This window comes from Bradyrhizobium sp. 604_D8_N2_3, from assembly GCF_051810765.1.
In the GTDB taxonomy this organism is placed as follows: domain Bacteria; phylum Pseudomonadota; class Alphaproteobacteria; order Rhizobiales; family Xanthobacteraceae; genus Bradyrhizobium; species Bradyrhizobium barranii.
Genome location: NZ_JBPWPM010000001.1, coordinates 2973252 through 2988371 on the forward strand (window position 1 = coordinate 2973252; position 15120 = coordinate 2988371).

Sequence of the window (15120 nt, forward strand, 5' to 3'; positions counted from 1 at the left end):
ACTTGCACACTCGGCGGAGCCGGGCAGCGAAGCGAGCTCGAACAAGGAAGCGAGCCATGTCCCTCCAGACCGTGCCACCCGACGCCATCGACAACCGCGCGAACCGCGCTGAGGACGCCCAGGCGCTGGAGGCAGATGCGCGGCTGCGTGACGACATCCGCCTGCTCGGGCGTATCCTGGGCGACACCGTGCGCGACCAGGAAGGTGCTGAGTTGTTCGACCTGGTCGAGCGCATTCGCCAGACCTCGATCCGGTTCCACCGCGACGAGGACCGGCTCGCCCGTCGCGAGCTCGAGCAGATCCTCGACAGCATGTCGACCTCCGAGACGGTGCGGATCGTCCGCGCCTTCAGCTATTTCTCCCATCTCGCCAACATCGCCGAGGACCAGAACAACATTCGCCAGATGCGCGCCCGCAGTGCCGCCCAGAGCTCTGGTTCCGGCGTGCTGGCGGAGACGCTGGCCCATGCCAGGGACGCCGGGATCAGCTCCGATGTGCTGCGCAATTTCTTCAAGACCGCGCTGGTCAGCCCGGTCCTGACCGCGCACCCGACCGAGGTCCGCCGCAAGAGCACCATGGACCGCGAGATGGAGGTCGCCAGCCTGCTGGACCGCCGCGAGCGTGTAGCGCTCACCGCGGACGAGGCCGCTGCCAGCGACGAGCAGCTTCGCCGCGAGGTGCTGACGCTGTGGCAGACCAATCTCTTGCGCCGGACCAAGCTCACCGTGCTCGACGAGGTCGCCAACGGCCTGTCGTTCTACGATTACACCTTCCTGCGCGAGGTGCCGCGGCTGGTCAACGTGCTCGAAGACCGACTGGAGGAGGCTGGCGAGGCGGCTGCAAGCGAGCTCGCCTCGTTCCTGCGCATGGGCAGCTGGATCGGCGGCGACCGCGACGGCAATCCCTTCGTCACCGCCGACGTGATGCGCGGGACGCTGCGGCTGCAGTCGAGCCGGGTGATGCAATTCTATCTCAACGAGCTGCATGTGCTCGGCTCGGAGCTGTCGATCGCGGCGCACCTCGCCGACGTCTCCGAGGAGCTGCGGACGCTGGCGGAACGCTCGCCCGACACCTCGCCGCACCGGAGCGGCGAGCCTTATCGTCTCGCGGTCTCCGGCATCTATGCGCGCCTGACGGCGACGGCCGAAAAGCTCGAGGTCGAGATCACGCGCCGGCCGGTCGGCAAGGGCAGGCCCTACGAGACCGTCAGGGAGCTGCAGGCCGATCTCGATGTGCTGCACCGTTCGCTGATCTCCAACAATGCCCGCGTCATCGCCCGCGGCCGGCTGCGGCTGCTGCGGCGTGCGGTGGATTGCTTCGGCTTCCATCTGGCGCGGCTCGACATCCGCCAGAATTCTGCTGTGCACGAACGTACCATCGCCGAGCTGATGGACGCCGCCAATCCCGGCATGTCCTATCTCGCGCTGGGCGAGGACGCGCGCATCTCGCTGCTCACCAATGAATTGCGCAGCACGCGCTCGCTGGTCTCGCCATTCGTCAAATACAGCGACGAGACCATGGGCGAGCTCAACGTCTTCCATTCCGCCGCGGAGGCGCATGCGAAGTTCGGCTCGGACGCCATTCCCCAATGCATCATCTCGATGTGCAAGGGCATGTCCGACATGCTCGAGGTGGCCGTGCTGCTCAAGGAGGTCGGCCTCGTTCATCCCTCCGGGCGCAGCGCCATCAACATTGTGCCGCTGTTCGAAACCATCGAGGATTTGCAGGCCTCCAGCGCCATCATGGATCGCATGCTGTCGCTGCACGATTACCGCCGCCTCGTCGACAGCCGCGGCAGCGTGCAGGAGGTCATGCTCGGCTATTCCGACTCGAACAAGGATGGCGGCTTCGTCACCTCGGGCTGGGAGCTCTACAAGGCCGAAATCGGCCTCGTCGACGTGTTCGAGCGCCACAGCGTGCGACTGCGCCTGTTCCACGGTCGCGGCGGCTCGGTCGGCCGCGGCGGCGGCCCGAGCTATGACGCCATCATCGCCCAGCCCGGCGGCGCGGTGAACGGGCAGATCCGCATCACCGAGCAGGGCGAGATCATCTCGTCGAAATATTCCAACGCCGAAGTCGGCCGCAACAATCTGGAGATCCTCGCTGCCGCGACGCTGGAGGCGAGCCTGCTGCATCCGCGCCAGAGCGCGCCGCGCCGCGAATATCTCACCGCGATGGACGAGCTTTCAAATTTGGCTTTCAAGGCCTATCGCGGCCTCGTCTACGAGACCGACGGTTTCGTCGATTACTTCTGGGCCTCCACCGTCATCAACGAGATCGCGACGCTGAACATCGGCAGCCGTCCCGCCTCGCGCAAGAAGACTCGGGCGATCGAGGATCTGCGCGCCATTCCGTGGGTGTTCTCCTGGGCGCAGTGCCGCCTGATGCTGCCCGGCTGGTACGGCTTTGGCAGCGCGGTCGAGCAGTGGATCGCGGAGCATCCCGACAAGGGCATGCCGTTCCTGAAGGAGCTCTACAGGGAATGGCCGTTCTTCCGCATGCTGCTGTCGAACATGGACATGGTGCTGGCGAAAAGCTCGATCGCGATCGCCTCGCGCTATGCCGAGCTCGTGCCGGACGAAGCCTTGCGCGAAAAAATCTTCGGCCGGATCCGCCGCGAATGGCATTCCTGCATCGAGACGCTGCTCGACATCATGGGCCAGGACCGGCTGCTCCAGGGCAACCCGCTGCTGGAGCGCTCGGTGCGCCACCGCTTCCCCTATCTCGATCCGCTCAACCACGTGCAGGTCGAGCTGCTCAAGGAGCATCGCGCGCAGAACCCGGACGAGCAGGTGCTGCGCGGGATTCAGCTCACGATCAACGGCATTTCGGCCGGATTGCGGAATACGGGGTAGTAGGGCGAGTAGCGAACAGAAGGCGTGCCGCTGCCGACTATTCGCTACTCACCATTCGCTATTCGTTGATGTTCACGGCTTTAGTGCGCCCTGCACACCGGTGTACACAGCATAGAGCGATGTCGAGCCACAGATATAGAGTCTGTTTCGCTGCTGCCCGCCGAAGCTCAGGTTGGCGACGGTTTCCGGGATGTGAATTTTGCCAAGCAGTTGGCCGTTGGCCGTATAGCAGCGCACGCCGTCTTCGTTCGGATCGCCCCAGCCCACCGAACACCAGACCCGTCCTTCGGTGTCACAGCGGACGCCGTCGGTGATGCTTGGCTTTGGCATCTCGGCGAAGACCTTGCTGTTCGACACTTTCCCCGCCGCCACGTCGAGGTCGAACACGCGGATATGCGATGGGTTGTCCGGTCCGTCCGTGAACCCGGTCTCGCAGATGTAGAGCTTCTTCTCGTCGGGCGAGATGGTGATCCCGTTGGGCTCCACAAAATCGTCGATGACGACCTTGACGTCGCCGGTTTTCGGGTCGACGCGGTAGACGTTCTTCTTCTCCTGCTCGGGGTCGGCCTTGATGCCCTCATAGAAGCCACCGATGCCGTAGGCCGGATCGGTGAACCAGATCGCGCCATCGGCGGTAACGACCGCATCGTTCGGCGAGTTCAGTCGTTTGCCATTGAATTTGTCGGCAATAATGGTGATCGAGCCGTCGAGTTCGGTGCGCGTCACACGCCGCCCGCTATGCTCGCACGTGATCAGGCGTCCTTCGCGATCGATCGTGTTGCCGTTCGAGTTCATCGAGGGTTGACGGTAGACGCTGGTATGACCGTCATCCTCCGAGAAGCGCATGATGCGATTGTTGGGGATGTCGCTGAACAGCAGATATCGTCCGGCTGCAAAATACACGGGACCTTCGGCCCATCGGAAGCCGGTTGCAACACGCTCGACCGCCATGGTGCCGGCGAAGGCCGGGAAGTCGGCAGGCCCGAACGTTGGCGGCCCCTTCTTCGCGGATTCCAGACGGGAGTCCGGGTAGCGGCTGCCGGGAAGCGGTCCCAAGGGCAACGGGGCCGTCGATATCGTCGGAGTGCCGGTCTGGCCGAACGGCGTGACGGAGGCCGCCAGGGCTGCGTTCATGGTGACGCCCGTCGCGGCTACTGCAGCCGCCGCGCCCTTCAAGAGGGTGCGGCGCCCGAGGCAAGGCTCGTCAGTATCGGCAGAATTGGTCAGTGATTTTGTCATAGTCGCCTCCCGTTTTTTGTTGGAAGGAAACCATTCGCCCGCAATCGGGCGTAATGCGGGCGATCTCCGGCCGGACAACCGGAGATCGCAATGCAACAATAGCTGGGAGAACGGCTAGACGGGATCCCAGGGGAAGATGTCGGCCGAACGGTCGAGCTTGTAGAACGAGCCCTTCAGTGCCGGCATGCCGTGTTCCGCGATCGTTTGCGGCGTCCAGCCCTCGCTGCGATGAACCGAGCGCAGCGGGCGGTTCTGGCTGAACAGGAACAGCTCGTTCATGCGTGCGCCGAAGATCTGCCCGGAGACGTCCTTGGCGGCATCGGAGAGCAGATAGGCGCAGATCGGCGCGATCTTCTCCGGTCCCATTTGCTTGATCTTCTCGACGCGCGCCTTCTCGGCTTCGGTCTCGGTCGGGATGGTGCCGATCATGCGGGTCCAGGCGAACGGCGAGACGCAGTTGGAGCGGACGTTGAAGCGGCCCATGTCGAGCGCGATCGACTTTGACAGGCCGATGATGCCGAGCTTGGCCGCGGCGTAGTTGGCTTGGCCAAAATTGCCGATCAGGCCGGAGGTCGAGGTGAAGTGCACGAAGGAGCCGCTCTCCTGCTCGCGAAAGATCCGCGCCGCGGCGTGGCTGACGTAGAACGAGCCCATCAGGTGAACCTTGATGACGGCCTCGAACGCTTCCACGCTCATCTTGTGGAAGATCATGTCACGCAAGATGCCGGCATTGTTGACGACGCCGTCGAGCTTGCCGAAATGATCGGTCGCGGTCTTCACGATCTTGCTGGCGGGGACAGCCTCCGCCACCGACTCGAAATTGGGCACCGCGATGCCGCCGCGCTTCTTGATCTCGTCGACCACCTCCTCGGCGGGCGAAGCGCTGGAACCGGCGCCGTCGGCGGCAACACCGGGGTCGTTGACGACGACCTTGGCGCCCTCCGCCGCGCAGAGCAGCGCGATCTCGCGCCCGATGCCGCGGCCCGCGCCGGTGACGATGATGACCTTGTCTTGAAGTGATTTGCTCATGTGGGTTCTCCGCTAGCCGTTCCAATTTCCGCCGTCATTCCGGGATGCGCCGCAAGGCGCAGGCCCGGAATCCATACTCCCGATCGTGGTTATGGATTCCGGGCTCGTCGCTGACGCGACGCCCCGGAATGACAGTCGTTACCTCTCGTTCGTAAACACGATCGTGCCTGATGCCGCGAACATGCCGCCGACGCCGTGGCACACCGAAATCTTCGCATTCGGCACCTGGGCCGGGGCAATCCCGCGCATCTGGCGTACGCTCTCCTGGAGTGCGTACATGCCGTACATGCCCGAATGCATGTAGGACAGGCCGCCACCATTGGTGTTGAGCGGCAGCTTGCCGCCGGGGCGCGTGTTGCCATCCGCGATGAATTGGCCGGTTTCCTCGTGCGGCATGAAGCCGAGGTCGCCAAGGCCGAACAGCGGCAGATGCGCAAACGCATCGTAGATCATGAGATGGTCGACATCCCGGTGCGCGATGCCGGCTTCCTTAAAGGCGAGGGGGCCGGCAGTCTTGAACGCGCGCGAGGAGTTGAACGTTTCCATCTGGCTGACCATCGGCGTCTCCACGCTCTCGCCGGTGCCCATGATGTAGACGGGCTTCCTCGGAAAATCCTTGGCGCGGTCGGCCGAGGTCAGGATCAGCGCGCCGCCGCCGTCAGTGACGAGGCAGCACTGGAGCAGCCGGAACGGATAGGCGATCATGCGCGAGTTGAGGACATCAGCGACCGTGATCGGGTCCTTCATCATCGCGCGGGGATTTTTGGCCGCCCATTCCCGCTGCACCACCGCCACCGAGGCGAGCTGCTCATGCGTGATGCCGTAGGTCTTCATGAAGCGCAGCACGGGGATCGGGAACATGCTGGGTGGCCCGTAGATGCCGTAGGGCGCCTCGAACTGTCCTTGCAGGCTGTCGGCGGGGATCGAGCGCGGCGCCTTGCCGATCATCGACTTGCCGCTCTCGGCATGGGTGATCAGCACGGTCTTGCAGAGACCGGCCTCGATCGCCGCGGCGGCATGGCGAACATGCAGCATGAAGGAGCAGCCGCCGACCGAGGTGCCGTCCACCCAGGTAGGCTTGATGCCGAGATAATGGCAGACCTGCTGCGGCGTTTCGACCGCGGTGGCAAAGCCGTCGATGTCGGAGAGTTTCAGCCCGGCATCCGCGATGGCGTTGAGCGCCGCATCCGCGTGGAGCTGGAGCTGCGACATATTGGGGATGACACCGAGCTCGGTGGTCTCGGCCGCGCCGACGACGGCAACCTGGTTGCTGCGCATGGCCTATCCCTTCGCCGGACGGAACACGGGGAGGGTGATCTTGTCGTCGAGCGCCTGGAAGGCGACTTCGAGCTTCATGTCGAGCTCCAGCGCCTCCGGCGTCTGCGGACAGTCGATGATGTTGCTCATCATCCGCGGTCCTTCGGCAAGCTCGACCACCGCGATCGCATAAGGCGGTGTGAAGCCGGGAGCGGCGGGACGATGATTGATCACGTAGCTGTAGAGGAAACCGTTGCCACTCGCCTTGAAGATGCTGACCTTGCGCGAGGCGCAGGACGGGCAGAACGGGCGCGGCGGGAAATAGACATGCGCGCAGGCGTCGCAGCGCTGCAAACGCAATTCGCCCGCTTTCGTGCCGTCCCAGAAATGCTGGGTCTCCGGCGTCGGTTTCGGGCGCGCGCGCTGCGGTTCGGCCATGTCGGAAAACCCTCCCAAAGGCAATTCTTGCTAATGCCTGGGCTTCACGCCTGGCTGTTTCGATCTTGATGCGACAATCGACCATCGCGCGTCAACGGTCCAGCAATGCGCATGCATGCCATCATGCGCACAATGCTTGTGTCGAACCGAGGCGGCGCTATAGATTGCGCGCGCAATATTCCGTGAGACAGACATGCCCGATTTTCCGACACTGGCGAAACTCGCCGACGACCTCGAAAGCGGCCGCACGACCTCCCGCAAGCTGGTCGAGGCATGCCTCGCCAGGATCGCCGACCCGGCCGGCGAGGGCCAACGCACATTCATCCACGTCGACAAGGACGCCGCGCTCGCAACCGCGGATGCGATGGACGGCTTGCGCAAGGCCAAGGCGGCGCCGTCGCGCTATGCCGGTATCCCGGTCTCGATCAAGGATCTCTTCGACATCAAGGGCCAGGTCACGCGCGCCGGCTCCCGCGCGCTCGACGATTCTGCGCCGGCCGATCAGGACGCCGCGACGGTGGCGCGGCTGCGCAAGGCCGGCTTCGTCGTGATCGGGCGGACCAACATGACCGAGTTCGCCTATTCCGGCATCGGCATCAATCCGCATTACGGCACGCCGAAGGGCGCCTGGAACCGAGCCGAGGGACACGTGCCCGGCGGCTCGTCCTCGGGCGCCGCGGTGTCCGTGCTCGACGGCATGGCGCATGGCGCGCTCGGCACCGACACCGGCGGCTCCTGCCGGATTCCGGCCGCCTTCAACGGCATCGTCGGCTACAAGCCGACGCAGCGCCGCGTGCCGCTGGACGGCTCCGTGCCGCTGTCCTTCTCGCTCGACAGCATCGGGCCGCTGGCGCGGTCGGTCAGCTGCTGTGCCATTCTCGATGCCGTGCTCGCGAACGAGCCGATCGTCCCGCTGAAGCCGCGGCCGGTAAAGGGCATGCGGCTCGCAGTGCCGACCACGATTGCGCTCGACGATCTCGATGCGGACGTGGCCTCGACGTTCGAGCGCGCGCTCAAGAGCCTCGCCGATCACGGTGCGATCATCGAGCGGATCGAGATGGCCGAATTTCACGACATCGGCCCGATGAACGCCAAGGGCGGCTTTGCGGCGTCCGAAAGCTATGCCTGGCATCGCTACCTCATTACGGCCAAGGGCGACGTCTACGACCCCAGGGTCTCCGTGCGCATCATGCGCGGCGAGGCGCAGAGCGCTGCCGATTACATCGATCTCCTCAACGAGCGCCGCTCGCTGATCGTGCGCGTCAATGCGCGCGTCGCGCCCTATGACGCGCTGGTGCTGCCCACCACCGCCAACACGCCGCCGAAGATTTCCGATCTCGCCGATGACAAGGCGTTCACCAGGGAAAACCTGCGGGCGCTGCGCAATTGCACCCTCATCAACATGATCGACGGCTGCGCCATCTCGCTGCCCGCGCATCGCGAGGGTGACGTTCCTGTCGGCCTGATGCTGGCGGGCGCGGGCGGATCTGACCGTCGTATTTTCGAGCTTGCTGCCGGCATGGAGGCCGTAATTCGTGTTTGACCTGACTTTCACCGTTGACGCCCAGGACACCACCACGCCGCTGACATTGGCGATCGACCAGATGGTCATTGCGGGCTGGACCGGCCGCGATCCCGTCGCGCGCGACAAGCACATCGCCGAGCTGCAAGAGATGGGCATCGCCCCGCCGGCCTCGACGCCGATCTACTACCGCGCCTCGGCGCGCCGGCTGACCCAGGAAGACGGCATCGAATGCTGTGGCGGCGATTCCTCCGGCGAGGTCGAATTCGTGCTGATCGGCTGGCAGGGCCGCATCTTCGTCGGCTGCGGCTCCGACCATACCGACCGCAAGGTCGAGGCCTACAACGTCACGGTCTCCAAGCAGATGTGCGACAAGCCGGTCGCATCCACGCTCTGGGAGCTCGAGGACGTCATCGGTCATTGGGACAGGATGATCCTGCGCTCCTACGCCACCATCAAGGGCGAGCGCGTGCTCTACCAGGAGGGCACGCTGGACGCGATGCTGCCGGTCGCCGACCTCATCGCGCGCGGCTTTGAGGGTGGCAAGTTCCCCGACGGCTGCGCCATGTTCGGCGGCACCTTTGCTGCCAAGGGCGGCATCCGCCCGGCGGACCGGTTCGAGTTCGAGCTCGAGGATCCGGTGCTGAAACGGACGATCAAGCACGGGTACGACGTGACGACGCTGCCGGTGCGAGGCTGATACCCCTCCGCCGTCATTGCGAGGAGCCCTTGCGACGAAGCAATCCAGGATCCCTCTGCGGAAAGACTCTGGATTGCTTCGCTGCGCTCGCAATGACGAGGAGATAGTCGGGAATCGGGTGGCAAAGGGCGGGCCGGTCTTGCGAAGGTGGCAGTCATGACAGCAACGGCACGCAAATCACCCCCTAAGCCCTCAGTCGACCTCGCCACCCACGTCGACGCCCTCGACTGGCCTCAAATCACCGTCGAGCTCGATGCCCAGGGCAGCGCCGTCCTGAAGGATCTGCTGACGCCGGACCAATGCCGCGCCATCGCCGCGCTCTATCCCGATGATGCGGGCTTCCGCAGCCGCATCGTCATGGGCCGCCACGGGTTTGGCCGTGGCGAGTACAAATATTTCTCCTACCCGCTGCCCGATCTGATCGCGGAGCTCCGCCCGGCGCTCTATGCGCATCTTCAGGGCGTTGCCAATCGTTGGAACGAGGCGATGGGGATCGACATCCGTTATCCAGCCGCGCATGCGGCGTTCCTCAAGCGCTGCCACGAGGCAGGCCAGGCGCGGCCGACGCCGCTGCTGCTGCAGTACGAGACCGGCGATTTCAACTGCCTGCACCAGGATCTCTATGGCGAGCACGTGTTTCCGCTCCAGGTCGCGATCCTCTTGTCCGAGCCGGGACGCGATTTTACCGGCGGTGAGTTCGTGCTGACCGAGCAGCGCCCGCGCATGCAGTCGCGCGCCGAGGTCGTGCCGCTGGCGCAGGGCGACGCTGTGGCCTTTGCCGTGCATCACCGCCCGGTGCAGGGGACACGCGGCACCTACCGCGTTAATCTCCGCCATGGCGTCAGCCGGATCAGGTCCGGCCAGCGTCATACGCTGGGTGTGATCTTCCATGATGCCAAATGAGCGCTGCGATTGACGGGTGATCTGTTCGACACGGCCGCCGAGGCACAGCCGTCGCGTGAGGAGATCGCCGACGGCGCCGTGTTGCTGCGCGGATTCGTCAGGCCGATCGAGAGCGAGCTGATCGCCGCCGTGCGCGCGATCGTGGCGCAGTCGCCGTTCCGCCGCATGACCACGCCCGGCGGCCACCTGATGTCGGTGGCGATGACCAATTGCGGCGAGCGCGGCTGGATCACCGATCACACCGGCTATCGCTATGATCCGATCGATCCGCGAACCGGCGCGCCATGGCCCCAGATGCCGACGGTGCTTCGCGACCTGGCTCGAGGCGCGGCGGAGCAGGGCGGGTTCACCGACTTTGCGCCCGACGCCTGCCTCGTCAATCGCTACGAACCCGGCACGCGGCTGTCGCTGCATCAGGACAAGGACGAGCTGGACTATTCGGCCCCGATCGTCTCGGTCTCGCTCGGGCTGCCCGCGACCTTCCTGTTTGGCGGCCTGGCGCGCAGCGACAAGTCACGCCGCTTCCGGCTCGTCCATGGCGACGTCGTGGTCTGGGGCGGGCCGAGCCGACTCGCCTATCACGGCGTCGCGCCGCTCGCCGATGGCGAGCACGCCCTGCTCGGGCGGCAGCGGATCAATCTGACGTTCCGCAGGACGCGGTGAATCAAGCAGAGTGCTTGCTCGCAGGAAATCGGCTAGACTTGGGGCTACCCGAGTACGAAAGTCGAGGGGCCCATGCAGCAAATACCGGGATGGCTGAGCACGGCGCTGATCGGTGCTGTGATTGCAGCCTTGGGGTATGTCTCGAAGCTTGCGATCGAAAGTGCTCTTCAATGGAGGGCGGCCCGTACTGCGCGGCGCGCTCAGCTTGTTCACCTGCTATCCCTGCTGCTGGCGACGAGGAAGGCCTTCATTATACAGAACGCGCTGGCACGGCGGCTCTGCGACGAAATCACTCGTGCTCATCCGGAGCTAGATGGGTCGTATGACAACGTTCTTGCCCACGGATATCTCTCTTTGGACGACCGACAGAAGTTAGAGCATGGCGTCATCCGCAATTATACGAGCAACTGTTTGTACCCACTGAACTTGCAAATCATCGATTGGCTTTCGAAGGACGATTATTTCAAAGGCGGAGGCAGACAACAACAGGCCAAAGAGCTCTCAGTAAGATTGCAGACGCTTTTTGCTCATTTGGTATTGTGGCGCGCCAAGTACGAGTTTTGGATACCTTCCAGGCCGGAGCGCGCCATCGTATACATGGCTGACGAGGATGCTCACGGCATAAGTTTTCCCACCGGTATCGAGGACCTGATTTCTCGCGTGGCCGATGACATGATCGGCTCGCCGGGCGAGGCGGCGACTGGGAAGAGCCCGTGAGAAGCTCTACGGCTTCGGCGGATGAATGAACGCCCACGGGCTGACTTCCGAATCCCGCGTCACTTCCACCGAAATCAGATATGGCCCGTCATGGGCCAGCGCCTTTTCCATCGCCGCCTTGAACTGGTCCGGCGCGGTGACACGCGCGGCCGCCACACCAAAGGACTCCGCGAGCTTGACGAAATCCGGATTGACCAGATCGGACGCGACCACGCGGCCGTTAAAGCGCTCGCGCTGGTCGCGGCGGACATTGCCATAGGCGTTGTTGTTGAACACCAGCGTCACCACGCCGATGTTGAACTGCACGGCGGTGGCAAGCTCCTGCACGCCGAACATGAAGCCGCCGTCGCCGGTGATCGCCACCACGGGCTTGTCGGGATTGGCCACCTTGGCACCAAGCGCGGTCGGGAAGCCCGAGCCGAGCGTTCCCTGATAGCCTGACGTGATGAAGGTGCGCGGCTCGTAGATCGGAAAGCCGTACCAGGACGCGAAACCGAACTGCGACAATTCGTCGGTGACAATCGCGTTCGCCGGCAGCACCTCGCGCAGGATGTTGAGATAGGCCATCTGCGGCTGGATGCTCTGGATCTCTGCCAGCGCGGTCGCGGTGGCCTCGCGGATCGCGGCGCGGCGGCCGGCGGTCTTGCCGTAGCCGGCCTTGCTGACCGCTTGGATCAGATCGGCGGTCGCGGTCTTGGCATCGGCGACGATGGCGGTGTCGGAGATGAAGCGCCGCATCTCGACGGGATCGATGTCGATGCGGATGCTCTTCAATCCGTCGGGACGATACGGCCAGCGCGACATGGTTGGCAGCTCCAGCCGCGAGCCGATGCCGATCATGAGATCGGTCTTCGGCCATAGCTTGTAGGCGGCAGCCATCGTGAGCCCCAGCTCATGCGCGTTGGAGACGATGCCGCGCCCGCTGCGGAAGGCGACGACGGGTGCATCGATCATCTCGGCGAGCTCGAGGATTTCGTCGCGCGCCTCGATCGCGCCGCTGCCGACAAAGATCATCGGCGCCTTGCTGCTCCTGATCACCGCGGCCGCCTGGGTGATCAGATCAGGATCGGGCAGTGGCGCGGGCAGCGGCTCCAGCACCTTCGCGGCACAGGTGTCCGCGCGCTGGGTGAAGACGTCCCAGGGCATCTCGACCGAGGCGGGGCCGCGACGGCCGGACGTCATTTCCTGGAAGGCGCGCGACACGGTGGTCGGCGCGTTGCCGGGCGTTTCAATCCGATCCGCCCACTTCACATAGGTGCGCAAGGTCGCGAGCTGGTCCGGCATCTCGTGCAGATGGCCGCGGCCCTTGCCGAGAAATTGCGTCGGCACCTGGCCGGTGACGCACAGCACCGGCTCGTTGCAGCCGTAGGCGGTCAGCAGCGCCGCACTCGCGTTGAGCACGCCGGGGCCGGGCACCACGCTGAACACACCGGGCTTGCCGCTGGAGCGCGCATAGCCGAACGCCATGTAGCCGCAGGCCTGCTCGTGCCGCGCGCCGATCACCTTGAGCTGGGCCTGGTGGAAGGCGTCGAACAGGCCGTAGACCTGCGCGCCGGGCAGGCCGAACACGGTGTCGACGCCGTGGGCGACAAGGCCGCTTACGATCGCTTCGCCGCCGGTGAGGGTGGTCATTGCACTATTCCATTTCGATTGTTGTCAGGCTTCGTCGACGACGCCATTCCGTAGCATGCCGATGCCTTCGGCTTCGACCTCGATGACATCGCCGGGCGTCAGATAGCGCGGCGGATCGAACCGCGCACCGGCACCTGTCGGCGTGCCCGTCACAATGATGTCACCGGGGACCAGCGTCGCGAAGGTCGAGATATAGCTGATGAGATAGCGGAACGGGAACATCAGCCGGCTGGTCCGGTCCTCCTGCCTGAGCTCGCCGTTGACATGCGTGGTCAGACGAATGTCGGCGATCTGCGATTCCCGCGTGTAGGGCACGAGCCACGGGCCGAGGCTGCCGCTGGAATCAAAATTCTTGCCCTGCGTGACATTGAACTTGGCGTGGCGCAGCCAGTCGCGCACCGAGCCTTCGTTGCAGAGCGTGAGCGCCGCGATGTGGTCGAGCGCGGCACTTTCCGCGATGTGCCGGCCGGCCTTGCCGATCACAAGCACGATCTCGCCTTCGTAGTCGAGCTGCGCTGACGCGCGCGGGCGCACCAGCGGCGTCTCGTGGCCGACGAAGGAGCGGGGCGAGCGCATGAACATGCTCGGATATTTCGGCGCCTCCTGGCCGTCCTTGTACTCGGCATTGCGGTCGGGATAGTTGACGCCGATGCAGATGATCTTTTCCGGCGCGGGCACGGGCGGCAGCCAGGTGATGTCGCCGAGCGCATGGTCTGGCGTCAGGCTGGCTGCCTCCTCGGCAAGGCCCACGAGCTTTCCGGCGGCGATCACTTCGCGCAGCGTCGGATAGTCTTTTGCGTGGCGTGCGGAGAGATCGACGATGCCGCCCTCAAGGACGGCGCCGTACTTGGTTTCACCCTTGACGGAATAGGTGGCGAGGCGAGGGAGCTTCATTGGTGACTCTTCACTTCCTGTCGTCCCGGCGAACGCCGGGACCCATACCGCGGAATCTATCGATTGGATGAGGTAGGAGTACCGAACAACGGGTCTTCACCAAACTCCTCCCTGTGGTTATGGGTCCCTGCTCCCGTGCGCAATTGCGCACTAGGCAGGGACGACGAAGAGAGAGGCTTTGCCTGTCATCGGCATTAATCCGCCACCAGCACGTCGGCGACGAACTTCGGCTCACGCACGGCCTGCCCGCTGAACGGCGAGCCCTGCTCGAACCAGGACCGCGGCGCCGGCGCGCCCCACAGCGTCTGGCGGCGCGGATCGCGCAGCGACCAGCGCAGCGGCTCGTGGTCGTGATCGCCGGTGAAGTAGTCGCTGGTGTAGAGTTCGAGGCGGTGCCCGTCGGGGTCGCGCACGTAGAGGAAGAACGCATTCGAGATGCCGTGGCGTCCCGGGCCGCGCTCGATGTTCTTGACGAAGCCTTGCGAGGCCATCACGTCGCAGAGATGGATGATGTTCATCGCCGTCGGCGTCCAGTAGGCGAAGTGGTGCAGGCGAGGGCCCTTGCCGTTGGTGATGGCGAAGTCGTGGACATTGCCCTTGCGATGCATCCAGGCAGCCGCAATGCGCCCGTTCGGTCCGTCCTCCTCGGCATATTCGGTGAGGCGGAAGCCGAGCCGCGCGTAGAACTCGACGGTGTCCTGCACCTCGGCGGCGAAGACGTTGAAATGATCGAGCCGCTGTGGATGGCATCCCCTGTAGAGATCGTAGCGGCGAAGCAGATGCGGGCGCCGGTCCATCGCGGCGTAGAGCTCGATCTGGAAGCCGAAGGGGTCGGTGAATTGCAGCGTGCGGCCCTGGAAGGGCTGGTCGACGAAGGCGTAAGAGAGACCGTTCTCCGAAAGGAAGGAGGCGGCCTTGTCGAGGTCTTTGTCGTTGCCGACTTTGAAGCCGAGCCGGGCGCAGGCGGGCACCGCCGCCTTGCGCAGCACCAGCGAGTGATGCTGGTGCTCCTCGGCTGCGCGCAGATAGACGACCTTGTCGTCGGCATCCTCGACATGCAGGCCGACGGTGGTCTCGTAGAATTCGCGGCTGAGCTTCAGGTCAGTCACGTCGAGCACGACGTGGCTGGAGCGGATGATGTTGAACGGCGGTTCGAAGATGTGTTGCGGTACGGGCATCGGCGTTTCCCCTCGGTCTTCTGTCATTCCGGGGCGGCTCGCAGAGCCGAGCCCGGAATCCATCGCGCAGCAGAGTTGGTGGATGAATGGATT

General features: G+C 64.6%; 13 protein-coding genes. 6 read left to right on the top strand and 7 right to left on the bottom strand.

Annotated elements, in window-relative coordinates; genetic code table 11:
* Positions 1 to 56 precede the first annotated feature (56 nt).
* Positions 57 to 2855, top strand: coding sequence for a phosphoenolpyruvate carboxylase (ppc, locus tag AB7245_RS14180; RefSeq protein ID WP_085403922.1), 2799 nt, complete (start codon positions 57 to 59; stop codon positions 2853 to 2855).
* A 72-nt stretch (positions 2856 to 2927) separates the two neighbouring features.
* On the opposite strand, the gene AB7245_RS14185 is transcribed toward ppc, so the two are convergent.
* The 4 genes from AB7245_RS14185 to AB7245_RS14200 all read right to left on the bottom strand — a co-directional run bounded on the left by AB7245_RS14185 (position 2928) and on the right by AB7245_RS14200 (position 6818).
* Positions 2928 to 4094 carry an SMP-30/gluconolactonase/LRE family protein gene (locus AB7245_RS14185; protein WP_085403921.1) on the bottom strand — a complete coding sequence of 389 codons (1167 nt, stop codon included), beginning with the start codon at positions 4092 to 4094 and terminating at the stop codon, positions 2928 to 2930.
* Positions 4095 to 4208: 114 nt separating this feature from the next.
* Positions 4209 to 5123 (bottom strand): SDR family oxidoreductase, encoded by a 915-nt coding sequence (locus AB7245_RS14190; protein WP_085403920.1) that lies wholly within the window; start codon positions 5121 to 5123, stop codon positions 4209 to 4211.
* 138 nt (positions 5124 to 5261) lie between these two features.
* Positions 5262 to 6401 (bottom strand): thiolase C-terminal domain-containing protein, encoded by a 1140-nt coding sequence (locus AB7245_RS14195; RefSeq protein WP_085403919.1) that lies wholly within the window; start codon positions 6399 to 6401, stop codon positions 5262 to 5264.
* 3 nt (positions 6402 to 6404) lie between these two features.
* Complete coding sequence (locus AB7245_RS14200; protein WP_085403918.1) at positions 6405 to 6818, bottom strand: Zn-ribbon domain-containing OB-fold protein; 414 nt, start codon at positions 6816 to 6818, stop codon at positions 6405 to 6407.
* A gap of 193 nt (positions 6819 to 7011) precedes the next feature.
* Between AB7245_RS14200 and AB7245_RS14205 the strand changes: the two genes are divergently transcribed.
* From AB7245_RS14205 to AB7245_RS14225, 5 genes are all read left to right on the top strand, one after another.
* Positions 7012 to 8361, top strand: coding sequence for an amidase (locus AB7245_RS14205; RefSeq protein ID WP_085403917.1), 1350 nt, complete (start codon positions 7012 to 7014; stop codon positions 8359 to 8361).
* Positions 8354 to 9040, top strand: coding sequence for a DUF2848 domain-containing protein (locus AB7245_RS14210; protein ID WP_085403916.1), 687 nt, complete (start codon positions 8354 to 8356; stop codon positions 9038 to 9040). Before AB7245_RS14205 ends, AB7245_RS14210 begins: the two co-directional genes overlap by 8 nt.
* A gap of 156 nt (positions 9041 to 9196) precedes the next feature.
* On the top strand, positions 9197 to 9943 hold the full coding sequence (locus tag AB7245_RS14215) for a 2OG-Fe(II) oxygenase (protein ID WP_085403915.1): 747 nt from the start codon (positions 9197 to 9199) through the stop codon (positions 9941 to 9943).
* A 9-nt stretch (positions 9944 to 9952) separates the two neighbouring features.
* Positions 9953 to 10606, top strand: a complete 654-nt coding sequence (alkB, locus tag AB7245_RS14220) for a DNA oxidative demethylase AlkB (RefSeq protein WP_085403914.1) — start codon at positions 9953 to 9955, stop codon at positions 10604 to 10606.
* A 72-nt stretch (positions 10607 to 10678) separates the two neighbouring features.
* Positions 10679 to 11323, top strand: a complete 645-nt coding sequence (locus AB7245_RS14225) for a hypothetical protein (protein ID WP_028146918.1) — start codon at positions 10679 to 10681, stop codon at positions 11321 to 11323.
* Positions 11324 to 11329: 6 nt separating this feature from the next.
* Here AB7245_RS14225 and AB7245_RS14230 read toward each other — a convergent pair whose 3' ends face one another.
* From AB7245_RS14230 to hpaD, 3 genes are all read right to left on the bottom strand, one after another.
* Positions 11330 to 12955: a thiamine pyrophosphate-dependent enzyme gene (locus AB7245_RS14230; RefSeq protein WP_085403913.1), complete on the bottom strand. Its 1626-nt coding sequence runs from the start codon at positions 12953 to 12955 to the stop codon at positions 11330 to 11332.
* A gap of 24 nt (positions 12956 to 12979) precedes the next feature.
* Entirely contained in the window at positions 12980 to 13849 is an 870-nt protein-coding gene (locus AB7245_RS14235; RefSeq protein ID WP_085403912.1) for a fumarylacetoacetate hydrolase family protein, read from the bottom strand.
* A gap of 194 nt (positions 13850 to 14043) precedes the next feature.
* The gene (gene hpaD, locus AB7245_RS14240) at positions 14044 to 15027 is read right to left on the bottom strand and encodes a 3,4-dihydroxyphenylacetate 2,3-dioxygenase (protein ID WP_085403911.1); all 984 of its coding nucleotides are present in this window, start codon (positions 15025 to 15027) and stop codon (positions 14044 to 14046) included.
* Between the last annotated feature and the right edge of the window lie 93 nt (positions 15028 to 15120).

Bases quoted from the DNA above. Each gene is read 5' to 3' on its own strand.
- AB7245_RS14205 (WP_085403917.1), top strand. From the start codon at position 7,012: ATGCCCGATTTTCCGACACTGGCGAAACTCGCCGACGACCTCGAAAGC.
- AB7245_RS14195 (WP_085403919.1), bottom strand. From the start codon at position 6,401: ATGCGCAGCAACCAGGTTGCCGTCGTCGGCGCGGCCGAGACCACCGAG.
- AB7245_RS14215 (WP_085403915.1), top strand. From the start codon at position 9,197: ATGACAGCAACGGCACGCAAATCACCCCCTAAGCCCTCAGTCGACCTC.
- AB7245_RS14235 (WP_085403912.1), bottom strand. From the start codon at position 13,849: ATGAAGCTCCCTCGCCTCGCCACCTATTCCGTCAAGGGTGAAACCAAG.
- AB7245_RS14200 (WP_085403918.1), bottom strand. From the start codon at position 6,818: ATGGCCGAACCGCAGCGCGCGCGCCCGAAACCGACGCCGGAGACCCAG.
- ppc (WP_085403922.1), top strand. From the start codon at position 57: ATGTCCCTCCAGACCGTGCCACCCGACGCCATCGACAACCGCGCGAAC.
- AB7245_RS14230 (WP_085403913.1), bottom strand. From the start codon at position 12,955: ATGACCACCCTCACCGGCGGCGAAGCGATCGTAAGCGGCCTTGTCGCC.
- hpaD (WP_085403911.1), bottom strand. From the start codon at position 15,027: ATGCCCGTACCGCAACACATCTTCGAACCGCCGTTCAACATCATCCGC.
- AB7245_RS14190 (WP_085403920.1), bottom strand. From the start codon at position 5,123: ATGAGCAAATCACTTCAAGACAAGGTCATCATCGTCACCGGCGCGGGC.
- AB7245_RS14185 (WP_085403921.1), bottom strand. From the start codon at position 4,094: ATGACAAAATCACTGACCAATTCTGCCGATACTGACGAGCCTTGCCTC.
- AB7245_RS14225 (WP_028146918.1), top strand. From the start codon at position 10,679: ATGCAGCAAATACCGGGATGGCTGAGCACGGCGCTGATCGGTGCTGTG.